The sequence below is a fragment of the Kiloniella sp. EL199 genome, assembly GCF_900313065.1.
Taxonomy (GTDB): Bacteria; Pseudomonadota; Alphaproteobacteria; order Kiloniellales; family Kiloniellaceae; genus Kiloniella.
In genome coordinates this window covers 22,172-45,751 of the sequence record NZ_OMPU01000001.1, presented here as the reverse complement: position 1 = coordinate 45,751, position 23,580 = coordinate 22,172, and the positions used below count along the sequence as shown (strand labels likewise).

The window sequence follows — 23,580 nt, the reverse complement described above, 5'->3', positions numbered from 1 at the left end:
GAGTTTAATATTATAACATGTATATAAAATACATGTTTAAAAATAGAGACACATTAAAGGAGAAGCTTATGGCATATGTTGTTTTAGCAGCCGAGCTTTTTACAGCCTTTTGGTTTGTGAATTACATCCTGTTGATATCCGGATTTGTCAAAGAAGGGGAAAAGGCTGCTTTTCCTAGGAGAGACCCGTTGGTGCGGTTTTTTATAGCCAATGCTAAATGGGCAATCGTTGTCGGGCTGACGACGGTGTATGCGGGAACCGTCGTATATGTGTATGGGTTAGCAACATAATCTTACTCAATTGCTTACGACCAGTAATGATCCCTTGAAGACACTGGAGAAAATTCCGGGAAAATCCTGAAAAAAGGAGAGAGAAAATGCCTTTAGAAGTTGATAAACTACTTATCAAAGCACTGACAATTAGCTTGATCTGGGTGCTTGTTCCCATGCCTCTATATATCTGGCTTTTTCTTGAGTTTCTTGTCTAAGTGGCGCAACCTTATTTCTTTTCGTGTCGGGCTGCTTCGCGCAAAAGCCATCGGCGGAAAGTTTGCAGGCGTGGCAGGCCGCGTTTGTTTTCGGGATAGACGAGGTAGTAGGCATTTTTGCCACGCACGCTGTCGTCAAAAAGTTGGGTCAGGAGACCTTTGCTCAGTTCTTCCTTGATTAAAAATGCGGGTAAGAGAGCTACCCCAAGACCCGTGAGAGCAGCATTGATGATCATGTGAAACTGTTCGAACTTGGGACCTGCTGCAGGGTTGATATCCTGTGTTTCCTTGCCCTTGAGCCATTCTTGCCAGGCATAGGGTCTGGACCGAAGCTGCAACAAAGTGTGGTGGCTTAAATCTGCAGGTGTTTCTATAGAGCCCACATCTTCCAACAGAGAAGGGCTACAGACCGGGATCATCTCTTCGCCCATGAGTTTATCAGATATTGTTCCGGGCCAGTTACTATCCCCAAAATAGATGGCTGCATCAATATCTTCACTCTCAAAATTAAAAGCTTCGATCCGTGTGACGAGGTTCACATTGATTTCGGGATGTTGCGATGTAAAACGTCCCAAACGCGGGATGAGCCATCGACTACCGAAGGTCGGCAAACATGCCAGTAATAACTCACCGCCCACACCTTGATAAGCCAACAGGTTAAGGGTGGCTGATTTGAGCTGATCAAGACCTTTTCTGACTTCCTGTACGTAGCTTGCGCCAGCTTCGGTGAGGACCAGTCTTTGCCGGACTCTCTCAAAAAGTCGAATACCCAGCTCGTCTTCCAGTTGTCTGATCTGTCGGCTGACCGCACTTTGCGTTACATTCAACTCTTCAGCGGCTTTCGTAAAGCTCATGTGCCGCGCAGATGATTCAAAGGTACGTAAGGCAGTCAGGGAGGGGACATATCGGTATATCACAGAATTAAAACCCAGATATCAAACAAAGAATTACCAGAATGACAATATCGTTATTTGATACATTAGTCATGAGTTTAATGAATGATGTTTGGAAAAATAATCGTTGGCCTTTATAGTTACAGCAGGGGACAATAAACTCTAGTTGTTTAACTCAACTCTTTCTCTTCGTTGTTTCATCGTTCATGTAGGAAAATCTACATTTCTCTCTTTACGCCTTGAGCCAGAATTAAGTTAAGCAACTATAATATTATTTAGGCGAATAAAAACCTTGAGGCACTTCATGTGCCGCGTATAGCTCGGAAAGAAGAACATGTCTGCATCTGCCAAACTTGGAAAATTCGATTGGGAAGACCCGTTCCTGTTAGACGTTCAGTTGAATGAAGAAGAGCGCATGGTCAGGGACAGTGCGCGTGACTATGCGCAAGACAAGCTGATGCCGCGTATTCTGGACGCGAACCGTAATGAAAACTTTGATCGCGATATTATGCGCGAAATGGGTGAGCTTGGGTTTCTGGGCGCGACCATTGACGGCTATGGCTGTGCAGGTGTTAGCTATACCAGCTATGGCCTGATTGCTCGTGAAATTGAACGTGTCGATAGCGGGTATCGTTCGGCCATGTCTGTTCAGTCTTCCCTCGTGATGCATCCGATCTATGCTTATGGATCAGAAGAGCAAAAGCAAAAGTACCTGCCGAAACTGGCGACGGGCGAATATGTCGGCTGTTTCGGTTTAACAGAACCCGATGCCGGGTCTGATCCCGGCGGCATGAAAACCCGCGCGCGCAAAGTTGACGGCGGGTACGAGCTATCGGGCGCGAAGATGTGGATTACAAACTCACCTATCGCTGATGTGATGGTAGTCTGGGCCAAAAATGACGAAGGCATTATTCGCGGTTTCGTTCTGGAACGGGGCATGGAAGGGCTTTCCACGCCAAAGATCGAGGGCAAGTTCAGTCTGCGCGCTTCTGTAACGGGTGAGATCGTTATGGATAAGGTCTTTGTGCCAGAGGAAAATATGTTCCCGGAAGTTACAGGTCTCAAAGGGCCGTTTGGGTGCCTTAACCGGGCGCGTTACGGCATTGCCTGGGGCGCATTGGGGGCGGCTGAGTTTTGCTGGCATGCGGCGCGCCAATATACGCTGGACCGTAAACAGTTTGGGCGTCCTTTGGCGCAAACCCAACTGGTACAGAAAAAGCTTGCGGACATGCAGACTGAAATCTCTTTGGGATTGCAGGGTTGTGTGCGTGCTGGCCAGTTGTTTGACGAGGGCAAGATTGCCCCGGAACTTATTTCCATGATCAAACGCAATTCCTGTGGCAAGTCGCTGGAAATTGCCAGAACAGCCCGGGATATGCACGGCGGTAACGGCGTCTCCGATGAATTTCATGTCATCCGGCATGTGATGAACCTGGAGGCCGTAAACACATATGAAGGCACGCATGATGTGCACGCGCTTATTCTGGGGCGGGCGCAAACCGGTTTACAGGCTTTTATGTAGGATCGGGCCCTTAGTAATAAGACACGGATCAAAACGGTGACAAAGCCTTCTGATAATCAGGAAGACGATATGCCCCACGATAAAATGTCCGGGGAGGATATGCCCCTAAAGGGGGTTAGGGTTCTTGATCTGTCACGTGTACTAGCCGGTCCCTGGGTTGGTCAGACTTTGGCTGATCTGGGATGTGATGTGATCAAGGTAGAGCGCCCGGGTTGCGGGGATGATACCCGTGCCTGGGGGCCTCCCTTTGTGAAGACTTCGGCGGGTGAGAATACACAAGAGTCAGCCTATTACATGTCTGCAAATCGCGGAAAGCGATCTCTAGCTGTGGATATGACCAAAGCCGAAGGACAGAAAATCCTTCAGGATCTTGTTCTTCACTGCGATATTGTTATTGAGAACTTCAAGGTCGGTGGGCTTAAAAAGTACGACCTTGATTACCAAAGTCTGTCAAAGATAAATCCCAAGCTTATTTACTGTTCAATCACTGGCTTTGGTCAGGAAGGTCCCTATGCGGACAAGGCTGGTTATGACCTGATGATACAGGGAATGGGCGGCTTGATGAGTATTACCGGGGAGGCTGACCGGCAGCCGATGAAAGTCGGTGTTGCTGTTGTTGACCTTTTCAGCGGGATGTACGGGGTAACGGGCATTCTTGCGGCCTTGTTCAAGCGCGAACGCACGGGGCGTGGCGATCACATTGATATAGCGCTGATGGATTGTCAGGCTGCGATGTTAGCTAACCAGGCTACAAACTACCTGGTTTCTGATAAAGTTCCCCATCGCAGAGGGAATGCGCATCCCAACATTTCGCCCTATGAAGTTTTTGAAACGTCAGACGGTTTCATGATTTTGGCCGTTGGCAATGATCGTCAGTTCGAGGCTTTTTGCAGTGTTGCCGGGTGTATGGAACTTGCAGAAAACCCCAAGTACCTGACAAATACAGCAAGAGTTGAAAACAGAGCGCAGCTTGTTCCCCTTGTTCAAAATGTCCTAAAGGAAAAGCCAACCGATTTCTGGATTACATCTCTTGAAGCGGTGAAAGTGCCTTGTGGATCTATTAATGACCTTTCACAGGTTTTTTCAGATCCACACATCCAGCAGCGTGGAATTCTTAAGGAATATGCGCATCCCGGCGGTGTAAAGCAGCAATTGGTTTCAACGCCAATCAAATATGGACAGGCAAAATCGGGTGCGGAACTTTCGCCGCCGATGTTAGGTCAGCACACGGATGAAGTGCTCGGTGAAATCCTTGGCACGGAACAGGATGACATTGAAAAGCTGCGAAGCATTGGGGCTATTGCATAATCAGCCGGGGCATAATCAGGTAAGTTAAAAATCCAAGTGAACCAAAATAAAGCAACAAAGTACAAATGAAAAGTTGAACAGGAAAGATTGATGGCAAATGTAACGGAACGTTCAGGCGGGGAAATTTTGGCTCAGGGCCTACAGGCACACGGTGTCGATACGGTGTTTTGTGTTCCGGGTGAAAGCTATCTGGCTGTTCTGGACGGTCTTTATGATTTAACGAAAGACATCAATGTTGTGACCTGTCGGCAAGAAGGCGGCGCGGCCTATATGGCTGAAGCCTATGGCAAGCTGAAAGGGACGCCGGGGATCTGTTTTGTAACGCGAGGACCGGGGGCAACCAACGCCTCTATCGGTGTTCATACTGCCTATCAGGATTCCACGCCGATGATCTTGTTTATTGGTCAAGTCGCACGCGATCAGGAAGATCGGGAAGCTTTTCAGGAAATTGATTATCGCCGTATGTTTGGTGAAATGGCGAAATGGGTCGCGCAGATTGAAACGGCTGAGCGTATCCCTGAATACCTTAATCGTGCATTTCATACCGCGACATCCGGGCGACCGGGGCCAGTGGTGTTGGCTCTGCCTGAAGACATGTTGACCGAACTGGCAAGCGTTGCGGATACACGAGCATACAAGAAGGTTGCTTCTGCTCCCCGTCCAGAGGACATGACTGATTTCAGAGCATTGTTAAGTGAGGCGCAAAAACCCTTGTTGCTCATTGGTGGCGGCGGGTGGTCACAAGAAGCCAGTGAAAACATAACGACCTTTGCTGAAAAAAATCATTTACCTGTTGCCTGTGCTTTCCGCAGGCAAGATGCTTTTAATAATCATCACGCGCAATATATTGGTGAGGTTGGTATTGCACCAAATCCAAAGCTGGTTGCCCGGGTGAAGGAAAGTGATCTTCTGATTGTTGTTGGTCCGCGTCTGGGCGAAATGACAACCAGTGGATATAACTTGCTGGATAGTCCAAATACCAAACAAAAGCTTGTTCACATTTTGCCCGGCGCAGAAGAGCTTAATCGAGTTTTTAATGCAGAGCTGGCAATCTTGAGTGATTTGACTGCCTTTACAAAAGCAGCGTTGGATCTTGCGCCCATCAATACGCATGTTTGGAAGGGCATGGTTGCACAAGCGCGTGCTGATTATGAAGCTTTTATTGCAGAGGAAGCTGGCATCAAAGACTTCCCAATGCACAAAATCAGCAGCTATCTGAGGGAAAATTTGCCGGATGATGCGATTATTACCAATGGTGCGGGGAACTATACCATCTGGGGGCAGCGGTTTTATCAATTCTCATCCTATCCAAGTCAGCTAGCCCCAACTTCCGGTGCTATGGGATATGGTGTTCCAGCAGGCATTAGTGCCAAGATTACAGAGCCTGAAAGAGTTGTTGTAACCTTGGCGGGGGATGGCTGCTTTATGATGAACGGGCAAGAAATTGCAACCGCGGTTCAATATGAGGCAAATGTCATTATTATTGTCGTTGATAACGGATGTTTTGGAACAATTCGTATGCATCAGGAGCGGGAATATCCTGACCGTGTTATTTCTACCCGATTGAACAACCCTGATTTCGCGGCTCTTGCACGGGCCTATGGTGGATTTGGTGTAACTGTTGATAACGCGGATCAGTTTCCCGAAGCATTTGAACAGGCAAGGGATAGTGACAAGCCTGCTCTTATTCATATGAAAGTACCAAATGTGTGGGAGTAGTTCGCTACTTCGAAACATCAGAGATTTTATTGTGCTGTTTCAATGAAGGGTTTGATTGGTCTATGTGTTTAAACTGATAGGTTTTTAAATCCATAAATCAGGCACGAAAAAAGGGTACCTAGTTGGTACCCTTTAGTCTGTCGCCTACAATCAAATTAATGATTGCAGTATGGCACTACTCAGCAACTGCAATTGTTGAGACAGCCATTTTGCCGTTACGGCCGCGTTCCAGTTCGAACTCAACACGTTGACCTTCGTTCAAACCTTGTAGGCCTGCACGTTCTACAGCAGAAATATGAACGAAAGCATCATCACCACCAGCATCAGGCTCGATAAAGCCAAAACCTTTAGTGGAGTTAAACCATTTTACTACGCCAGTCGCCATTAAAGAGACTCCTAATTACTTATCTTGTGTGACGGCCAAAATCAGCCGTTGGTAAAGGGTTCGGCAAGGCCGGGAATCTTCTTTAGTGACCAGTGTAGGGCAGGCAGAGGAGGCCGGGACTTTTAAAACCATAGTAGCTTTATCTACGAATTTAGAGAAAAGTCAAGTATTATCGGGATTTGGGCGTGTTAAAGTTTTGAGTAACACCTTGATACGGCATTCTCTTAGCCAGCTTGTCGCTTACTTAAAAAATAAGATAATAATCGTATGGATATATTATTTGAAATAATATGATTTTAGGCAAGGATTAATTTGTTTTCTGTTATTTTTACAACTTTTTGGGGAGAATTCTGAATAAAATTATTCTTTAGACTTTAAATTACAGGAAAAAATTCAAAGTGGCTAACGTTAGCAAATTCCAAGAAGAGCATGCCAAAAGATTGATCGATAGTTTTAAGGCTGTAACGGGGAGGGATTTAATCGGACTAGAGGCCATTGCGAGTATCGGGCAGCAATCATTCGAAGCTCCTTTTGTAGTGGTATCGCATAATGGCGGTGATGATCTTGTTCAAAATTATCGGAATTTGACGGCCCTTAATTTATGGGAAATGGCTTGGGAAGATTTTACAAGGACACCTTCACGCAGGTAAAACAGCAGAACCGGAATTTCGCAATGATCGTGCTGCTATGTTAGAGCCGACGAAAGAAAAGGGGTATTTTGATAATTACACAGGGATTAGAATTCCCAGTTCTGGTCGGAGATTATTAATAGAGAAGGTGATAATCTGGACTGTGCTGCCTGTTGTAGAGAGTGACGATTTGGATGCTCAAAAGAAGGGGCAAGCAGCAATGTTTAATTCCTGGACATATTTGGATGAGTAAATTTGTAGGCTCATTTAGATGAAAACATGTCGCTTATAGATTAATTTTTTGAACGCAATTTAATTTTTTTAATTAACAAATGTGCTTATTGAATTGATATTATTTAATTAATATGGAAAATTCATACTATATAAAGAAATCTTTATTTTGTTGACGACATAAAAAATTCTTTATATGCTTGTTTGGTGAAAAACGCAGGTTGCTGCATAATTTTTTGAGAAAACGAGCAAGCTAAAAGCCGAAAATCCGAGAAACAGGGATGGTCGGCTGTCAGGAAAGGGAGGCATTGATGCATCTGAAGGTGTATAGTGCAGAGCCACAGATAAAGAAAAAAGCACCCCGAAGAGATTTGCAGCGTGTGGTTTTTATTGTTCTTCCTGGCACGGCCTCTTTGGACACCAGTTTGACTATTCAGGCATTAAAAACGGCTAATGCTGTTGCTGGTTATGCGGCTTTTCACTGGCGTATTGCGACAATGGATGGTCAAGTAATCGATCTGGAAGATGGCTTCGTTTTACAACCGGATATGGCTGTTGGAGATGACGAATCTATTGATCTTGCTCTGGTGTTTGGTGAATGGGGTGTTCGTACGGGAAAATCAGATTATCTGGTGAATTGGTTAAAACGCCTTGATCGGCAAAGTGTTTATGTTGGGGCTGTTGGCGGGGCTTGTTATGAGCTTGCGAGTGCAGGTTTGTTGAATGGTTATCAATGTGCTGTTCCGTGGGCCTATCATGATAGTTTCAAAGAGCTGTATCCTTCTGTTGAAATACAGGATGCTCTTTTTTCCTGGGATAGAAAGCGTATTACCTGTACTGGTAAAGCTGCATGCCTTGAACTCATTCTTAATATTATTGAGCACCAGTGCGGTACAGATATCGCCGGGCAGGTAGCCGAAGCCTTTAACTATGAAGTCAGAGGCGGAGCCTCCATTCCCTTGCGTCAACGCAATCTGACTTTGCAAAAGCTGTCGGGAAAGTTGGCCGAAGCAGTTCGCATTATGGAAGAAAACCTGGAAGTTTTGTTGACGGCCGAGGAAATTGCGAAAGAAATCGGCAGTTCCAAGCGCCAGATAGAGCGCCTTTTTGCCCGTCACCTCGGTTGCAGCCCAAAGCGGTACTATAAGCGCTTGAGACTGAAAAGAGCTCGCGCACTTTTACGGCAAACAGCTTTACCAGTGAGTGAAGTTGCCATTGCTTGTGGTTTTACTTCTTTTTCTTATTTTTCTCGTGCTTACAGAGGATATTTTGGGGCAACTCCCCGCGAAGATCGTCTGGCCCAGGTTAGCTGATACCTAAACTTATTTGTTTTGACCTTGTTTGATAACTCTTCCAGAATGTTTAGGAAATAAACAGCTGTTAGATTGTCTTGTGTATGGTCGTATCTTCTGAATTTTCATCTCTTTCTGGTCTCAAAGTGGGTGTTGTCGGTCTTGGGAAAATGGGTTGGCACTTTGCCAAGAGATTGCATACAGCCGGGATGGAGGTGTTTATTCATTCCAGAACGCGCGACAAGGCGTCGGAATTGGAAGCACAAGGCCTCATTTATTGCCAAACACCAGCAGAGCTTGCGCAGAAAGTTGATAGTGGATTTATTATTATTTGCGTAACTGACACATTTGCTGTTGAGCAGGTGATCTGTGGCGAGCATGGATTGTTATCGGCGATCCATCCAGATACCTTTGTGATCGATATGGGGACGACCCAGGTTATGAATACACGCGATCTTGCCGGGAAAATCCAGGAAGCTGGCGCTAAATATCTTGATGCGCCAGTAAGTGGTGGAGCTATTGGGGCAGAGCAGGGCACTCTCTCAATTATGATTGGTGGTGCAGAAGATGACTTTCATCGTTCCATGCCACTTTTCAACATTCTGGGTGAGAATATTAATCATGTTGGCCCTCTAGGGGCTGGTCAGATTGCCAAGACCGCTAATCAGATGATTGTGGGGATGACAATTGATGCGGTTGCCGAAGCTTTGACTTTGGCGTCAAGGGCAGGAGCTGATCCAGCCAAGGTTCGCAATGCTTTGTTGGGGGGCTTTGCAGATAGTCGTATACTTCAACTGCACGGCCAACGTATGATAGAGCGTAGCTTTGAACCGGGAGCGAGAGCCACTGTCCAGCTTAAGGATGTGAAGCAGGCCGTTGAGCTGGCGGAGCACCATGACCTTCACCTTACAGGGTTGGAAACTGCTTTGACATTGTGGCAAGCAATGATTGATAAAGGGCTTGGCAACCTTGATCAGGCAGGCTTCATAAGGACCGTTGAAAAATCTGATTAACTCAAAATCTAATTAACTAAGGTTTATGTTATGTATCGTTTTGCAGCTAATCTCAGTATGCTTTTTACTGACGTTCCTTTTCTTGATCGCTTTAAGGCTGCGCAGGATGCTGGTTTTGAAGGTGTAGAGTTTCTTTTTCCTTATGAGTGGTCAAAGCAGGATCTAAAGGTGAGATTGGATGATACGGGGCTTGAACAGGTACTGTTCAACTTTCCGGCCGGTAATTGGCAAAAAGGAGAGCGCGGAGTTGCAGCTCTACCGGGGCGGGAAAGTGAATTTCAACTCAGCGTCGAAATGGCTTTGGAATATGCCGAACACCTAAACTGTCGGAAGTTGCATGTTATGGCAGGTATCTGTCCCGAAGGTGAAGCACTGGAAGCATGCTTTGAAGTTTATCTGGCTAATCTGGCATATGCTTGCGAACAGGCCCGGTCAGCAAATGTTATGATATTGATTGAGCCTCTGAATACAAGGGCTTTTCCCGGATACCTTTTGTCTCATCAAGCGCAAGCACGAAAGATTATTGATCATATTGCCATGCCGAACCTCAAGCTACAGATGGATCTGTATCACGCGCAGATTATGGAAGGTGACCTTTCGGTGCTGATCCGTCATCAAATGGATTATGTCGGGCATATCCAGATTGCGGGTGTACCAGATCGACATGAACCATCTGATGGGGAGGTAAACTATGGCTGGATATTTTCTGAGTTGTTAAAAGCCAAATATGAAGGTTGGATTGGTTGCGAATATACGCCCAAAGCAGATACCAAATCTGGACTTGGTTGGCTGGATACGGCGCGTGATTTGTTTTCATAGTTACAGGTGAGGTTGTAAGATTTCGATAGCGTCAACCTGTCCTATTGTTTTCCGTATGGTGTGACCCTATTTTGTGTTTATATAGAATGTATGTTTGCTGCGACAGTTGTGACTTGAGATATTTGGTTTGAAATGAGACTTACGACCTATACTGATTACTCATTGCGTGTTCTGATTTTTGTAGGGCTAAAAGGGGATGAGTTAACGACAATTACTGAAATTTCAGAACGTTATGACATTTCACGTAATCATTTAATGAAAGTTGTGAATCAACTCTCTCAGGACGGATATCTCAAAACTATTCGCGGTAAAAAAGGCGGTATGCTATTGGCGCGATCTCCTGTAGAAATAAATCTGGGGGATGTCGTCCGCGATATGGAAGATAATCTGGATATTGTTGAATGTTTTGACAAGAAAAAAGGTTGCTGCCAAATTGATGGCTATTGCCGATTACAGGGCATCTTAGGGGAAGCTGTCGTTGCATTTTTTGATGTTTTGTCTCGTTATACTCTGGAAGATTTGATGTCCAACAGACAGGGGCTTCAAAAGGCGCTAAGTATTTCATTTGTATAATATTTGTGTGTTTGGATAAAGAGAGATAACGGGTAAGGGTCCCTTCTTTCTTTTATGTGTCTAGAAAATTTTTTCTTGTAAAATTAATCAGCCCCTATTAGATATGTTTTTGCTTGGGCAATGCTTTATCCCGCTCGGGCCCTACGGAGATTTTATGTTAGAGATTGCGGTAATCCGCTAGTTCCTGACTCTCAGGAACAGTTGAAACTGTTGTAACGTTCAAGCTGTGTGCTGGGCGATACCTTTTTCTACGCTCACATAAGACGAAAATCCATTGAATATTTCAAAGTATGAACAGCGTGTTTTACACGTTCTCGCTCAGGGTGGTGCTATCCATTATGAGCGTGGTGAGAATGGCAAAATTACAAAGGTAATTTGCTATACCCGGGATGGTTATGTGCTTGCTGATTGTAACTATCGAGTTTTTCAGTGTTTGAGGCGGCGATCATTTATCAAATCCCAAAAAGGACAACCCTATCGGATTACCCGTTTGGGCATTCGATCAGTCCGATCGCAACTGGATAACAGATAAATCAGAAAGAAGTATATTGTTATGATTAGAAAGTATGAAATAGCCGATACGGCAGACTTAATTGACATCTGGTTTGCTGCAAACAGGATTGCTCATCCCTTTTTAAGTGATAATTTTGTTGCCCAAGTGGCGAAAAACATGCGGGAAATATATCTCCCCAATGATGAAACCTGGGTTCTGGATCATAACCAGAAATCAGTTGGCTTTATTGCGCTTGTTGGTAGTGAAATTGGGGGGCTGTTTCTATACCCTGAATTTCATGGCAAAGGGTTTGGTAAAGCTTTGGTCGATCATGCTCTTAAGCTAAAGGGTTCTCTTTGTGTAGAGGTCTTTGAGAAAAATAAAATCGGCCGTCGGTTTTATGATCTCTATGGTTTTGTTGAGCTTAATCATTATTGCCACGAACCAACGAATGAAACCGTGTTTAGGCTAGTTTACTCTGCATAACTGATAATCGTATGAATAAAGCAAGTTTTTTGAAAAGTTAAATAGCTTGCTTTATTCAATTGAGGAAAAAATGATTGTTTTCTTATGTCATGAAGCTCTTATGATTTCTGGACTTTATGGCAGGGATGATTATGTTTGCGATTACTTCAGTCCAAAGGTGGGGTCTATGAAATTCTTCCGGCAAGTTTGCCTAACGATATTCTGCTTTCCGTTGATTATGTTATGTTCTCAGCAATTTGTATTAGGTCAAGAAATAGAGGGAGTTCAACCAAACCAAGTCAACAAATTAGTTGCCGAAATGGGGGAAGGACAATTTGTTGCAATTCACTATACGTCAGATGATGGAATGTGTAGTTATTGTATTAAGAATAATGAGGTTTTTGGAAAAGCTGCTCATAATGGAATAAATGAGTATTATTTTGCTTCAGTAACTCTCAATCCTTGGCGCAGTTTTTTTGAGAGCTCCAAAGCAAAAGAGCTTCTCGAGTTTCAAGAAAAAATTGGCTTCCCGTTAACATCTGTACCTTCTGTTATGGTTTTTTATGATGGGAAACCTATTCGAATGGTTTCTGGGCAGCAAAAGAATTTGGCTGCAATTTTGACGCAAATCTCAGAAATAGTTAAAATTGATCGAAAACGTACTCCTGGCAATGTTAGCGTTGATCATATCCTGCCGTCGGAATTCCAAGATTATATTAAGGATACAAGTTTTGATCGTCCGCTTGTTTTGTCTTTAAGTTCGACAGACGCAGAGTGTTCAACTTGTACGACAGGTAATAAGATAATAGACGAAGCTTCACGTTATATGTCTAAGGATTTTAATTTTGCACGCCTTGATTACAACCCCTGGCGCTCAATTGTGCAGGATCGGATTATGAAGGCATATTTAAAAAAACATAAAGTAGTTCTCCAAGAGCTTCCAACCTCACTTGTATTCTACAGGGGAAAGTTATCGGGCAGCATTCGGACCAATGGTCAAGATCTACGAACGGCCTTATCTCAAGCTCTTCCTATGATTAAAGGAGAAGAATAAAACAAGGCAAATGCAGCAGGTGGTTACATTGCAAAACTAGTCAAAGCACAAGGAAAGTATCACAGACGTATTACTTTCCTTGTAATGATTCTAGAAGGTTATAACTTCTTTTTCGTTTTTTGCACGGCCATTAGATAGAGCATTTCGAATGCCATTGTCGCGCCTGCCAAAGCGGTGATATCGCTAATGTCGTAAGCCGGGGATACTTCAACTACGTCTGCCCCGACAATGTTTATGTCCTCTAGCCCGCGGAGTATTGTAAGGGCCTGATGCGGGGTTAAACCACCAGTGACAGGTGTTCCTGTGCCAGGGGCAAAGGCCGGGTCAAGGCTATCAATATCAAACGTTATATAAGCCTTTCTATCGCCAACGATCCGTTTGATCTCTGCTACAACAGCTTCGGGGCCTTTTTCGTGAACCCAGGGTGCGTGAATGATATTAAAGCCGTGAGTTTTATCGTTATGTGTACGGATACCAACCTGAGCTGAAGAGGAGGGATCAATAATCCCTTGTTTGGCGGCATGATAGAACATCGTGCCGTGATCAATGCGCTGTTGATCTTCTTCCCAGGTATCGGAATGGGCATCTATCTGGATCAAAGCGAGTTGACCGTGTTTCTCTGCATGTGCTTTTAGAATGGGGTAGGTGACAAAATGATCGCCACCCAGTGTCAGCATGGCAGTGTCTGTATCCAGAATTGTTTTCGCATGGGTTTCTATGGCATCGGGAATGCTCATTGGCTCCCCTGGATCAAAAACAAGATCGCCATAATCTGCCACGGCTAAAGTTTCAAAGACATCAAGCCCGGAAGGGAAATGTGGTGCCCAGGCAAGATTGGCCGAGGCTTTTCTTACAGCTTGCGGCCCAAGTCTTGTGCCTGATCGGCCCGTGGTTGCGCAATCGTATGGAATGCCTGATATAGCAACATCTGCTTCACGAAGATCGCGGGTGTATTTACGACGCATAAAGGAATTTGCACCGGAATACATGGGTTCAACATCTGTACCCAGAAGGCTTTTTGCCATAAAGGCGTTATCACCTTGGGAATTGATACCGGATATGTCGGTCATGTTGTGTCTCCAGAACGATCTTCTGTCTTGTTTTAAAGGGTGTCGGGCTGAGATTTTGCCGGGTTAGGTTTTAGAACGAAGGGGGTGTTGCAGAGCTAACCACTTCGCATTCTTCGTCACCGGGGTTGCGAAAGCGGTGTGGAATTTCCGCGTTAAAGTAATAGGCTTCACCCGCATTGAGAATTTTAACTTCATTGCCGACGGTGATTTCCAGTTGCCCGCGGATAATAACGCCTGCTTCTTCCCCTTCCTGAACAATCATCTTTTCGCCTGTATCGCCATGGGGCGGATATTTTTCATGCAGTACACGCATTTTACGATCTTTTTTGGCAGCACCGACCAGACGGACTGACATCGTGCCGTCGGACATTTCTACCAGCTCGTCTTCGGCATAAAATATCTTCTCTTCTTGCTCGGGCTCCATCGAAAAGAATTCGATCATTGTGACTGGAAAACCGGCAAGAACTTTGGTTAAGGAATCAATAGACGGGCTAACGCGATCTTGTTCAATCATAGAGATTGCACTGTTGGTAACACCTGCGCGTCGGGCAAGTTCTCGTTGTGAAAGGCCGTGCATGGCGCGTAGGGCTTTTAGGCGTTTTCCAACACTGGCTGACATCTGTTCTGTTTCACCTCGTTCAGTTATGGTCTGGTTCTATGAGTTTTCTCTATAGTAAATCGCGTAGGCGGTAATAGGCCATGGCCAAAACCAGAGCAGGAGTTCGAAGCAAGCGCCCGCCTGGGAATGATTGGTGTGGAATACGGCTGAAGACATCAAAGCGTTCTTCTGAGCCGGCAATGGCTTCGGCAATTAACTTTCCAGCCAATCCAGTCAGGACAACACCATGCCCAGAAAAACCATGGGCAAAATATGTACTTTCTGCCAGTTTGCCGAAGTGCGGAAGGCGGTTGACGGTAATGGCGACGTTTCCGCCCCATGCATAATCAATTTTTTTCGGCGCAAGTTGGGGGAAGTATTCAAGCATGGTTTTTTGCATGATTTTACCGATATCCGACGGATCTTTGCCTGAATAGTTGACTTCGCCTCCAAAGAGCATGCGTCGGTCACCGGATAGTCGGTAATAGTTGAGGACAAAGAGAATGTCAGCAACAGCTGCATTGTCAGGAATAAGTTTTGTGGCTTCGTTTTCTGATAGAGGCTCTGTTGCAAGGATGTAGGTGCCGACAGGCATGATCTTTTTATCGAGCTTTTTATCCAAACCGTCGAGATATGCGTTCGTGCACAGCGCGACGTGCTTGCAGCTCACAACACCTTTGTCTGTATAAACTTTTGGAGCTTTTCCGTGCTCGATATTTGTTACACGGCTATGTTCATGGAGTTTTGCACCAGCTTTTTCGGCGGCATCGGCCAGGCCCAAAGTGTAATTCAGGGGGTGTAGATGTCCGCCATTGGGATCATACATGCCGGACAGGTATTTCTGGCTATCGATTTTTTGACGTATTTCGCTTTGATCAAGAAGCTTGCAACCTCTGTAGCCTGCTGTTTCTAAATCCTCGAGATATTCTTCTAGTTCGCCAATATGACGTTGTTTCGTGCTAACGTGATAGTGACCTGATGCCAGATCACAGTCTATATCGTGTTTTTTGATTTGGCTTTTAGCGAGAGACATGGCCTCTTCACCCATCTTCCAGAGTTTACTGGCGTCATCCTTGCCAACCATTTTTTTGATGTCTTGATAAGATTGGTTGTAACCAATGATCATCTGGCCACCGCTACGACCGGATGCACCCCATGAGATTTTACTGGCCTCGAGCAGGATAACTTTATACCCGCGTTCAGCAAGGTGAAGCGCAGCTGAAGTCCCGGTCATACCCCCACCTATGACACATACGTCACAACTATGTTCGCCGGTTATTTCCGGGCGATCATGGCTTTGGTTCATGCTCGCTGTATAATAGGAATTTGTGTAGGCCTGACCGTTCATACTCAAACGCTCCTCAGGTACCAGTCAAATTCGACAGGGGATATGTGGCTGTTGAAACGCTCACGTTCTGTTTTTCGGCAAATAGTGAAGACATTACAGAATTCTTTACCCATGTGTTTGGGTAGTATTTCAGCCTTTTCAAAGGCATCAATTGCATCAGGCCAGATATTAGGCAGAGTTGCTTCTTTTTCTTCATAGGCATTCCCGGTAACCCGTGGACCGGGATCAATTTTGTTTTCCAATCCGTGGAGCATGCCAGATAAAACAGCTGACATAACAAGGTGCGGACTGGCATCTGCGCCTGCAAGCCTGTGTTCAATTCTGGTTGCTGCTGGGGGGCCAGCGGGAATGCGCAAGGCAACCGTTCTATTATTGATCCCCCAGCAAGGAGTGTGTGGTGCGTAAGAGCCTAGCTGGAACCGACGATAGGAATTTGCGTTCGGAGCAAGAAGTGCCATTGATTCTGACATGGAATCACATAGGCCACCCATTGCCCATTTTATTTCATCACTTAGGCGTTTTTCACCTTCTGTTCCTTTGCCTTGAAAGATGTTTTTCTTGTTTTCGTCTAGTAAGCTGACGTGGATATGGGTGCCATTCCCTGATTCTTGAGTGTATGGTTTTGCCATAAAAGTGGCTTCCATGCCGTGCCGTTGGGCAACGTGTTTAATCAGGCGTTTAAGCAGAACGGCCTGGTCGCAAGCCAGAAGTGGGTCATCCACATGGTGCAGGTTGACTTCGTATTGTCCTGGGGCGTATTCCGCGACCATTGTATCAGCAGGTATCCCCTGTGCTTTGGCCGTTGCAGCAACTTCGTCCAGAAAGTCATCAAAATCATAAAGCTCATCAATGCCATAAACCGCTGGCTGCGCGTGACGTAATCCTGAAATTGGTGATACTGGCGGTTGCGGGTAACCAGCCATCGTCCTGTCTTTGTCCATAAGATAGAATTCAAGTTCGACAGCAGTTACTGGCTTTAGGCCCATTTGGGTGAAGCGATCAATTATACCTTTGAGAACATGGCGAGGGTCTGCAAAGAAGGGGGCGCCATCTTCTTCATGCATTGTCAGAAGAACCTGAGCCAAACCTTTTCTGTGCCATGGAACTGGTTTTAATGTTCCGGGGACGATGTGGCAGACACGATCGGCATCACCATTTGCCCAAACCAAACCGGCACCTTCTACATTAGCCCCGGATGTATCTAGGCAAAAGATTGATCCGGGAAGAAGAATACCATCTTTGTAAACGGATGCCAGTTTATCCCGGGTAATACGTTTACCGCGCAAAATACCATTGCCATCAGCGATAAGAAGTTCAATCAAATCAATTTCAGGATGCTTCTTTAAAAAATCAGTCTGTTCAGAATAATGATCAGTCGTGTTATTCATTTTTTATCGCCCAGATTTTACGCAATTTTCTGGATTATGCACAGCTTGACCTTATATTTGTCAAGTGATGTCCAATAAAAAGAACTCTTTCGTCCAAATTTTAGGATTCAAGGTAAATTCTGTTCTTTATATTGATCATTTGTTACTTTGTTGTTATAAAACAATAATTTTTAATTTTTCTTGTGATTTTCCTAAAAAAATAAATTTTCCTGTTCTCTTTTTTTAAAATGAGAACTATCATTCTGTTCAGAATAACGATCATTAGTTACGTCAAGGTAGTTCAAAAATGAGTATTGGTAAGGCCTTTATTGGTGTTTCCACCTGTCGTATGCCCAAGAACGGTAATGAGTACGATAGTGTAAGCCGATATTATTCCGAGGCGAGTGCTAATGTTGCGCAAGTAATCCCAGTTGGGATACCTGCATTAGGTGATCAATTGGATAGTGATGCTCTGTTGGATCATCTGGATGGCATGCTTTTTACGGGGAGCCCGTCAAATGTTGAACCCAAGCACTATGCAGGTGAGCAGAGTGAAGAGGGAACACTGCATGATCCCGCACGAGACGCCACAACACTACCGCTGATCAAAAAAGTATTGGAACGAGGCATCCCAATGTTGGCGATCTGCCGAGGATATCAGGAGCTGAATGTTGTTTTTGGCGGCACGCTTTTCCAGAAAGTGCAGGACCAACCCGGAAAAATGGATCACAGGGCTGATATGACTGGAGCGATCGAAGACCGTTTCGCGCTGGCCCACGATATTGAGTTAGTATCTGGCGGAATTCTGGCAGGGTTAAACAATGGTCCGACAGTTAAAGTTAATTCCGTACATGCTCAAGGCATTGATCGGTTAGGAGAGGGGCTGACGATTGAAGCTTATGCCCCAGATGGGCTGGTTGAAGCCGTCAGCGTTTCCGGGGCTTCTGCATTTGCGCTGGCAGTGCAGTGGCACCCGGAATGGAACGCTAGTGATAATGAGTTCTCCAACAAGATTTTTAAAGCTTTTGGGGATGCTTGCCGGGAACGCGCCAGGAAACGATAACAAGTAGGCGGTAACGAGTTGACGGTAAGTAGAACAGGATTTGGTATAGGAAACCGATATCCAATAGAACAGGTGATTTATGACGTTTGAAGAATTAGAACAGTGGTGTAAAGAGCGAAAGATTACGGAAGTCGAGTGCATGATACCTGATATCTCAGGCGTGCCACGCGGTAAGATCTTGCCCACTGAAAAATTCTTACGTGGCATTGGAAGTAATGGACATCGTCTTCCCGAAAGTATTTTTACACAAACCATTACCGGCGAATGGCCCGAAGAAGATACCTGGGTTGATATTGCTGATCATGACGTGATTTTGGAAGTAGATACCAGTACGATACGTCCTGTGCCCTGGTACAAAGAACCAACGGCACAGGTTATTTGTGATTGTGTTTATCCCGATGGGAAGCCCGTTGACCTCTATGCCCGTCAAATTCTTCGAACAGTGTTGGGACTTTACGAGAAAAAGGGGTGGGAGCCAGTAATTGCTCCTGAGTTGGAATTCTATCTGGTGCAAAAAAATACCGACCCGGATATGCCTTTGGTGCCACCCATTGGTAAGAATGGGCGACCTGAAACTGCCCGTCAGTGTTACGGCATTGATGCGGTGAATGAATTCGACCCTGTGTTTGAAGATGTATACGACTACTGTGAGGCCCAAGGGCTGGATATAGATACACTTAACCACGAGGCCGGAGCTGCGCAGATTGAAATCAATTTCCTCCATGGTGATCCCTTGTCATTAGCGGATCAGGTTTTCCTCTTTAAGCGAACTGTTCGCCAGACGGCTTTGTCCCATGACATCTATGCAACTTTTATGGCCAAGCCGATGAAGAATGAGCCTGGAAGCTCCATGCACATTCACCATTCCGTTGTTGATGCCAAAACAGGCAATAACATCTTTAGCGATGTCGATGGGAATGTAACAGAACTGTTTGATAACTTTATTGCTGGTCTGCAACGCTATTCAAGTGCTGCGATGCCTTTCTTTGCGCCGAATGTAAATTCTTATCGCCGTTTTGGGTATGATGAGTCACCGATCAATATCCATTGGGGAATTGATAATCGTAGCTGTGGTTTCCGGGTGCCTAATTCCAGCCCGCAAAGCCGCCGTGTAGAGAACCGTTTGTGCGGTTCAGATGTTAACCCTTATCTGGCAATAGCAGGTAGCTTGCTTTGTGGTTATCTGGGGATGACACAGGGCCTGAAAGCGGAACCTGAAATCGAGGATAATGCGTACATATTACCATGTGGGTTACCACTTTATCTATCTGATGCAATTACCGCATTGATGGATTGTAAGCCGATAAAAGATGTGTTGGGTGATCGCTTTGTCGAAGCTCATTGCGCAACCAAAGAAGTTGAATACAACAATTACCATCAAGTCATCAGTTCGTGGGAACGCGAACATCTGTTGCTTAATGTTTAGTGCCATGATCTTGTTTCTAAGATCGGCAATTAAGAGGGTGTTATGAACCATATAAATAAAAGTACCGAGTATTGGCAGGAACTGGATCGGGCGCATCATTTGCACCCCTTTACAGATACGAAGAGTCTGAATGAAAAAGGCACCCGTGTTATTACCAAAGCTGATGGCGTTTACCTATGGGATTCTGATGGTAATCGTATGCTTGACGGGATGGCGGGCCTGTGGTGTGTGAATATAGGTTATGGCCGTAAAGAATTGGTCGATGCTGCGCAACGCCAGATGCTTGAGCTGCCCTACTACAATACCTTCTTTCAAACGACAAATGCGCCTGCGACTGAACTCTCACAGCTTTTGGCGGAAATTACGCCAGAAGGCTTGAACAGAGTGTTCTTTGCAAATTCTGGATCAGAAGCGGTTGATACGGTCATTCGCCTTGTTCGTCGTTATTGGCAGGCAGAAGGACAACTCGATAGAAATGTGATTATCAGCAGGAATAATGCCTATCACGGAAGTACCGTTGCCGGTGCATCCCTTGGGGGTATGGACCCGATGCATGAGCAAAGCGGTCTTATGATGCCTGGTATAGAGCACATTATGCAGCCCTATTGGTACAAGGATGGTGGCGATCTGTCTCCAGCTGAGTTCGGGTTGAAAGCGGCACAAGCACTGGAAGAACGTATTCTAGACGTCGGCCCGGAAAAGGTTGCTGCCTTTATTGGCGAGCCTATTCAAGGTGCTGGTGGCGTGATTGTTCCCCCGGAAACCTATTGGCCTGAAATTCAACGGATCTGTGAAAAGTACGACATTCTTTTGGTTGCAGATGAAGTGATCTGTGGATTTGGTCGTACCGGAAACTGGTTCGGAAGTGAGACTTTTGGGATCAAGCCGGACCTGATGTCCATGGCAAAGGGAATGTCTTCTGGCTATTTACCTATTTCAGCTGTGATGGTTGGTGATCGTGTTGCCGATAGTCTTATTGAGAAAAGCGGAGAATTTTACCACGGCTATACCTATTCTGGTCATCCCGCGGCTTGTGCGGTGGCCATCGAGAATATCCGTCTTATGCGAGATGAAGGTATTGTTGACAAGGTGCGTGATGAAACGGGGCCTTATTTTCAAAAATGTTTGCGTGAGCTAGAAGATCATCCTTTGATTGGTGAAGTTGTCGGATACGGCATGGTCGCTGGCATGGTGATGGTGAAAAACAAGGAAACCCGCGAACTTTTTGAAAATGGTTCGGAAGTCGGTAACATTTGTCGTGATCATTGTTTTAACAACGGCCTGATTATGCGGGCTTGTGGAGACCGAATGGTTCTTTCGCCGCCATTGGTTATGACGAAGGCGGAAATTGACGAGTTGTTGGAAAAAGTGAAATATTGTCTTGATTTGACAGCTAAAGATCTTGGAAAGTTATGACTGGGAGTGGATATTGGTAACTCACCTGTAAAGTGAGGCTGATATCCGCATAACTTTACCGGGTACATATACATAACGGAGGCTACATCGTGAAAAAAATTGGAAATGGTTTGCTGACCAGTGTTCTGGCACTTGGGTTGGCTGTGAGTACCCAAGCCAGTGCGGAAGAAGTGGTTAATGTCTTTAACTGGTCAGACTATATTGACGAAAGCATTTTAGCTGATTTTGAAAAAGAGACAGGAATTAAAGTTGTTTATGATGTCTTTGATTCTAATGAAGTGTTGGAAACAAAACTTCTTGCAGGCAGTTCTGGTTATGATGTGGTGGTTCCCTCTGGTACTTTTTTGGCTAGGCAAATACAAGCGGGTGTTTTTCAGAAACTTGATCAATCCAAATTAACGAACAAAGAAAATCTATGGGATGTTGTTCAAGAGCGAGTTGCAAATTTTGATCCTGGTAATGCTTACTCGGTAAATTATATGTGGGGCACCACAGGTATTGGTTATAATGTTGGAAAAGTTAAAGAGCACCTTGGTATTGATCGTATAGATAGCTGGGATGTTGTTTTTGATCCTGAGAAGTTATCAAAACTCAAAGGGTGTGGTGTCTATCTGCTTGATGCGCCAACTGAATTGATTCCTGCCGCTTTGAATTATTTGGGAAAAAATCCAGATAGCCATGATAAAGCGGATATAGCTCTTGCCGAAGAATTACTTCTATCAATTCGCCCCTATGTGCAGAAGTTTCATTCCTCAGAATATATCTCGGCTTTGGCCAATGGAGATATCTGTCTTTCTGTGGGGTGGTCCGGCGATATGATTCAGGCCCGAGATCGTGCCGCGACAGCTAAGAATGGTGTCGTTATTGAATATTCAATCCCTAAAGAAGGGGCTCTGATGTGGTTCGATCAAATGGCGATCCCTGTGGATGCCGCGAATGCGAATAATGCCCATAAGCTTATTAATTATGTGATGCGTGATGATGTAATGGCTAAGGCTTCCAATTATGTTTTTTACGCTAATGGGAATCTTGCTTCTCAAAAATTACTTAGTGAAGAATTGATTGGAGATACAAGGATTTACCCAGATTCTGGCACAATGCAAAATCTTTATACTCTTACTCCTTATCCGCCTAAGATACAGCGTGTTGTAACGCGTGCGTGGACCAAGGTTAAGAGTGGTAGTTAACCCCTGATAAAAGTATCGCCTCAGTTTTGGGGCGATACTTTGTTTGTATAGAGACTTAGTTTGAGAGTGCTATGAATATTTCATCAGCCAAGAAGCCATCATCTCGCTTTGAACCTTGGGAAGATCCTACTGAAAAACCACTGGTGAGATTTAAGAATGTTACCAAGCGTTTCGGATCATTTACAGCGATTGATGATATCAGCCTTGATATTTATGAACGAGAGTTCTTTGCCTTACTCGGCCCTTCCGGGTGTGGCAAGACAACGATGATGCGAATGCTCGCGGGGTTTGAAACACCCAGCGAAGGTATTATTTCTCTAGGCGATGATGATATTGGCACAGTTCCCCCGTATAAACGTCCTGTGAATATGATGTTTCAGTCCTATGCCCTTTTCCCGCATATGACGGTTGAGGCCAATATTGCTTTTGGGTTGAAGCAAGATAAATGGCCTAAAAATCTTATTGAAGAACGCGTCGAAGAAATGCTGTCGCTTGTGCAACTGCGTAAATTTGCCAAGCGAAAACCGCATCAACTTTCCGGTGGCCAGCGCCAAAGAGTTGCGCTTGCACGCTCGCTCGCCAAAAAACCCAAGCTACTCTTGCTTGATGAGCCCTTGGGGGCACTTGATAAAAAGCTAAGGGAACAGACTCAATTTGAATTGATGGATATTCAGGAAAAATTGGGTATGACTTTCGTTATTGTGACGCATGATCAAGAAGAAGCGATGACTGTGGCTAGTCGGATTGCGGTCATGGATCATGGTCAAATTATTCAGGTTGCAACACCGGAAGTCATTTATGAATATCCCAACAGCCGTTATGTCGCTGACTTTATTGGAGACGTAAATATTATTGAAGGTCGGCTTGATAATAGAACGGAAGAGGGAATCAATTTATTTTGGGCTGAAGGTCAACCAGAAATTACGATCGCGAATAATACCAATAGATCCGAAGGCGAGAATGCCTGTTTTGCTATTCGTCCTGAAAAAGTACATGTCTCGCGCGAAGAACCACTAGATGCTGATAATAAGATCAAGGGGCAGATTGATGACATCGCTTATATTGGCAATCTATCGACCTATTACGTCAGACTTAGCAATGGTATGATTTTTAAAGCCCAGGAATCAAATCGCCGTCGCCTTGCAAACCGAGAGTTTACCTGGGAGGATCAAGTTTGGCTGTCGTGGCGTAATACCGCTGGTGTCCTCTTGGATTAAGGCGG

The 23,580-nt window shown here is 45.1% G+C and carries 24 protein-coding genes; 18 read left to right on the top strand and 6 right to left on the bottom strand.

Features of this window, described 5'->3' with window-relative positions:
- Positions 1 to 68: 68 nt before the first annotated feature.
- Complete coding sequence (locus D9A03_RS00205; protein ID WP_162937895.1) at positions 69 to 290, top strand: hypothetical protein; 222 nt, start codon at positions 69 to 71, stop codon at positions 288 to 290.
- A 208-nt stretch (positions 291 to 498) separates the two neighbouring features.
- Here the strand turns inward: D9A03_RS00205 and gcvA are convergent, their stop codons facing one another.
- Positions 499 to 1,404 carry a transcriptional regulator GcvA gene (gene gcvA / locus D9A03_RS00200; RefSeq protein ID WP_256386270.1) on the bottom strand — a complete coding sequence of 302 codons (906 nt, stop codon included), beginning with the start codon at positions 1,402 to 1,404 and terminating at the stop codon, positions 499 to 501.
- Positions 1,405 to 1,714: 310 nt separating this feature from the next.
- On the opposite strand from gcvA, the gene D9A03_RS00195 reads away from it, so the two are divergent.
- From D9A03_RS00195 to D9A03_RS00185, 3 genes are all read left to right on the top strand, one after another.
- Entirely contained in the window at positions 1,715 to 2,902 is a 1,188-nt protein-coding gene (locus D9A03_RS00195; RefSeq protein WP_120495225.1) for an acyl-CoA dehydrogenase, read from the top strand.
- 84 nt (positions 2,903 to 2,986) lie between these two features.
- Complete coding sequence (locus tag D9A03_RS00190) at positions 2,987 to 4,210, top strand: CaiB/BaiF CoA-transferase family protein (protein ID WP_120495298.1); 1,224 nt, start codon at positions 2,987 to 2,989, stop codon at positions 4,208 to 4,210.
- Positions 4,211 to 4,300: 90 nt separating this feature from the next.
- Positions 4,301 to 5,929, top strand: coding sequence for a thiamine pyrophosphate-binding protein (locus D9A03_RS00185; RefSeq protein WP_120495224.1), 1,629 nt, complete (start codon positions 4,301 to 4,303; stop codon positions 5,927 to 5,929).
- Between the two features lie 175 nt (positions 5,930 to 6,104).
- Here the strand turns inward: D9A03_RS00185 and D9A03_RS00180 are convergent, their stop codons facing one another.
- A complete protein-coding gene (locus D9A03_RS00180; RefSeq protein ID WP_020593825.1) occupies positions 6,105 to 6,314 on the bottom strand; it encodes a cold-shock protein in 210 nt (69 codons plus the stop codon).
- Positions 6,315 to 6,712: 398 nt separating this feature from the next.
- Between D9A03_RS00180 and D9A03_RS19845 the strand changes: the two genes are divergently transcribed.
- The 9 genes from D9A03_RS19845 to D9A03_RS00140 all read left to right on the top strand — a co-directional run bounded on the left by D9A03_RS19845 (position 6,713) and on the right by D9A03_RS00140 (position 12,883).
- The gene (locus tag D9A03_RS19845) at positions 6,713 to 6,964 is read left to right on the top strand and encodes an MEKHLA domain-containing protein (RefSeq protein ID WP_216825338.1); all 252 of its coding nucleotides are present in this window, start codon (positions 6,713 to 6,715) and stop codon (positions 6,962 to 6,964) included.
- Positions 6,912 to 7,196 (top strand): MEKHLA domain-containing protein, encoded by a 285-nt coding sequence (locus tag D9A03_RS20235; RefSeq protein WP_216825341.1) that lies wholly within the window; start codon positions 6,912 to 6,914, stop codon positions 7,194 to 7,196. The genes D9A03_RS19845 and D9A03_RS20235 overlap by 53 nt, the downstream gene beginning before the upstream one ends.
- 289 nt (positions 7,197 to 7,485) lie before the next feature.
- Positions 7,486 to 8,487, top strand: coding sequence for a GlxA family transcriptional regulator (locus D9A03_RS00170; RefSeq protein ID WP_162937894.1), 1,002 nt, complete (start codon positions 7,486 to 7,488; stop codon positions 8,485 to 8,487).
- An 83-nt stretch (positions 8,488 to 8,570) separates the two neighbouring features.
- Positions 8,571 to 9,479 carry an NAD(P)-dependent oxidoreductase gene (locus D9A03_RS00165; protein WP_120495222.1) on the top strand — a complete coding sequence of 303 codons (909 nt, stop codon included), beginning with the start codon at positions 8,571 to 8,573 and terminating at the stop codon, positions 9,477 to 9,479.
- Positions 9,480 to 9,509: 30 nt separating this feature from the next.
- Entirely contained in the window at positions 9,510 to 10,298 is a 789-nt protein-coding gene (gene otnI, locus D9A03_RS00160) for a 2-oxo-tetronate isomerase (protein ID WP_120495221.1), read from the top strand.
- Between the two features lie 132 nt (positions 10,299 to 10,430).
- Positions 10,431 to 10,871 (top strand): Rrf2 family transcriptional regulator, encoded by a 441-nt coding sequence (locus D9A03_RS00155; RefSeq protein WP_120495220.1) that lies wholly within the window; start codon positions 10,431 to 10,433, stop codon positions 10,869 to 10,871.
- A 274-nt stretch (positions 10,872 to 11,145) separates the two neighbouring features.
- Entirely contained in the window at positions 11,146 to 11,403 is a 258-nt protein-coding gene (locus D9A03_RS00150) for a YjhX family toxin (protein WP_120495219.1), read from the top strand.
- 21 nt (positions 11,404 to 11,424) lie between these two features.
- Positions 11,425 to 11,850, top strand: coding sequence for a GNAT family N-acetyltransferase (locus D9A03_RS00145; RefSeq protein WP_120495218.1), 426 nt, complete (start codon positions 11,425 to 11,427; stop codon positions 11,848 to 11,850).
- A gap of 70 nt (positions 11,851 to 11,920) precedes the next feature.
- Entirely contained in the window at positions 11,921 to 12,883 is a 963-nt protein-coding gene (locus tag D9A03_RS00140; protein ID WP_162937893.1) for a hypothetical protein, read from the top strand.
- Positions 12,884 to 12,981: 98 nt separating this feature from the next.
- On the opposite strand, the gene speB is transcribed toward D9A03_RS00140, so the two are convergent.
- From speB to D9A03_RS00120, 4 genes are all read right to left on the bottom strand, one after another.
- Positions 12,982 to 13,953: an agmatinase gene (gene speB / locus D9A03_RS00135; protein WP_120495216.1), complete on the bottom strand. Its 972-nt coding sequence runs from the start codon at positions 13,951 to 13,953 to the stop codon at positions 12,982 to 12,984.
- Positions 13,954 to 14,023: 70 nt separating this feature from the next.
- On the bottom strand, positions 14,024 to 14,572 hold the full coding sequence (locus D9A03_RS00130) for a cupin domain-containing protein (protein ID WP_120495215.1): 549 nt from the start codon (positions 14,570 to 14,572) through the stop codon (positions 14,024 to 14,026).
- Positions 14,573 to 14,621: 49 nt separating this feature from the next.
- Complete coding sequence (locus D9A03_RS00125) at positions 14,622 to 15,899, bottom strand: FAD-binding oxidoreductase (protein ID WP_120495214.1); 1,278 nt, start codon at positions 15,897 to 15,899, stop codon at positions 14,622 to 14,624.
- A gap of 2 nt (positions 15,900 to 15,901) precedes the next feature.
- Positions 15,902 to 17,287: a glutamine synthetase family protein gene (locus D9A03_RS00120; RefSeq protein ID WP_120495213.1), complete on the bottom strand. Its 1,386-nt coding sequence runs from the start codon at positions 17,285 to 17,287 to the stop codon at positions 15,902 to 15,904.
- A 286-nt stretch (positions 17,288 to 17,573) separates the two neighbouring features.
- On the opposite strand from D9A03_RS00120, the gene D9A03_RS00115 reads away from it, so the two are divergent.
- The 5 genes from D9A03_RS00115 to D9A03_RS00095 all read left to right on the top strand — a co-directional run bounded on the left by D9A03_RS00115 (position 17,574) and on the right by D9A03_RS00095 (position 23,575).
- Positions 17,574 to 18,329, top strand: coding sequence for a gamma-glutamyl-gamma-aminobutyrate hydrolase family protein (locus D9A03_RS00115; RefSeq protein WP_120495212.1), 756 nt, complete (start codon positions 17,574 to 17,576; stop codon positions 18,327 to 18,329).
- 79 nt (positions 18,330 to 18,408) lie between these two features.
- Positions 18,409 to 19,755, top strand: coding sequence for a glutamine synthetase family protein (locus D9A03_RS00110; RefSeq protein ID WP_120495211.1), 1,347 nt, complete (start codon positions 18,409 to 18,411; stop codon positions 19,753 to 19,755).
- A gap of 42 nt (positions 19,756 to 19,797) precedes the next feature.
- A complete protein-coding gene (locus tag D9A03_RS00105; protein ID WP_120495210.1) occupies positions 19,798 to 21,171 on the top strand; it encodes an aspartate aminotransferase family protein in 1,374 nt (457 codons plus the stop codon).
- An 89-nt stretch (positions 21,172 to 21,260) separates the two neighbouring features.
- Positions 21,261 to 22,358 (top strand): polyamine ABC transporter substrate-binding protein, encoded by a 1,098-nt coding sequence (locus D9A03_RS00100; protein WP_120495209.1) that lies wholly within the window; start codon positions 21,261 to 21,263, stop codon positions 22,356 to 22,358.
- A 71-nt stretch (positions 22,359 to 22,429) separates the two neighbouring features.
- Positions 22,430 to 23,575 carry an ABC transporter ATP-binding protein gene (locus D9A03_RS00095; RefSeq protein ID WP_120495208.1) on the top strand — a complete coding sequence of 382 codons (1,146 nt, stop codon included), beginning with the start codon at positions 22,430 to 22,432 and terminating at the stop codon, positions 23,573 to 23,575.
- The last annotated feature ends 5 nt before the right edge of the window (positions 23,576 to 23,580 follow it).

Coding starts and splice junctions, on each gene's coding strand:
- D9A03_RS00205 (WP_162937895.1), top strand. CDS start 69: ATGGCATATGTTGTTTTAGCAGCCGAGCTTTTTACAGCCTTTTGGTTT.
- D9A03_RS00195 (WP_120495225.1), top strand. CDS start 1,715: ATGTCTGCATCTGCCAAACTTGGAAAATTCGATTGGGAAGACCCGTTC.
- D9A03_RS00190 (WP_120495298.1), top strand. CDS start 2,987: ATGTCCGGGGAGGATATGCCCCTAAAGGGGGTTAGGGTTCTTGATCTG.
- D9A03_RS00185 (WP_120495224.1), top strand. CDS start 4,301: ATGGCAAATGTAACGGAACGTTCAGGCGGGGAAATTTTGGCTCAGGGC.
- D9A03_RS00180 (WP_020593825.1), bottom strand. CDS start 6,314: ATGGCGACTGGCGTAGTAAAATGGTTTAACTCCACTAAAGGTTTTGGC.
- D9A03_RS00170 (WP_162937894.1), top strand. CDS start 7,486: ATGCATCTGAAGGTGTATAGTGCAGAGCCACAGATAAAGAAAAAAGCA.
- D9A03_RS00165 (WP_120495222.1), top strand. CDS start 8,571: ATGGTCGTATCTTCTGAATTTTCATCTCTTTCTGGTCTCAAAGTGGGT.
- otnI (WP_120495221.1), top strand. CDS start 9,510: ATGTATCGTTTTGCAGCTAATCTCAGTATGCTTTTTACTGACGTTCCT.
- D9A03_RS00155 (WP_120495220.1), top strand. CDS start 10,431: ATGAGACTTACGACCTATACTGATTACTCATTGCGTGTTCTGATTTTT.
- D9A03_RS00145 (WP_120495218.1), top strand. CDS start 11,425: ATGATTAGAAAGTATGAAATAGCCGATACGGCAGACTTAATTGACATC.
- D9A03_RS00140 (WP_162937893.1), top strand. CDS start 11,921: ATGATTGTTTTCTTATGTCATGAAGCTCTTATGATTTCTGGACTTTAT.
- speB (WP_120495216.1), bottom strand. CDS start 13,953: ATGACCGACATATCCGGTATCAATTCCCAAGGTGATAACGCCTTTATG.
- D9A03_RS00130 (WP_120495215.1), bottom strand. CDS start 14,572: ATGTCAGCCAGTGTTGGAAAACGCCTAAAAGCCCTACGCGCCATGCAC.
- D9A03_RS00125 (WP_120495214.1), bottom strand. CDS start 15,899: ATGAACGGTCAGGCCTACACAAATTCCTATTATACAGCGAGCATGAAC.
- D9A03_RS00120 (WP_120495213.1), bottom strand. CDS start 17,287: ATGAATAACACGACTGATCATTATTCTGAACAGACTGATTTTTTAAAG.
- D9A03_RS00115 (WP_120495212.1), top strand. CDS start 17,574: ATGAGTATTGGTAAGGCCTTTATTGGTGTTTCCACCTGTCGTATGCCC.
- D9A03_RS00110 (WP_120495211.1), top strand. CDS start 18,409: ATGACGTTTGAAGAATTAGAACAGTGGTGTAAAGAGCGAAAGATTACG.
- D9A03_RS00105 (WP_120495210.1), top strand. CDS start 19,798: ATGAACCATATAAATAAAAGTACCGAGTATTGGCAGGAACTGGATCGG.
- D9A03_RS00095 (WP_120495208.1), top strand. CDS start 22,430: ATGAATATTTCATCAGCCAAGAAGCCATCATCTCGCTTTGAACCTTGG.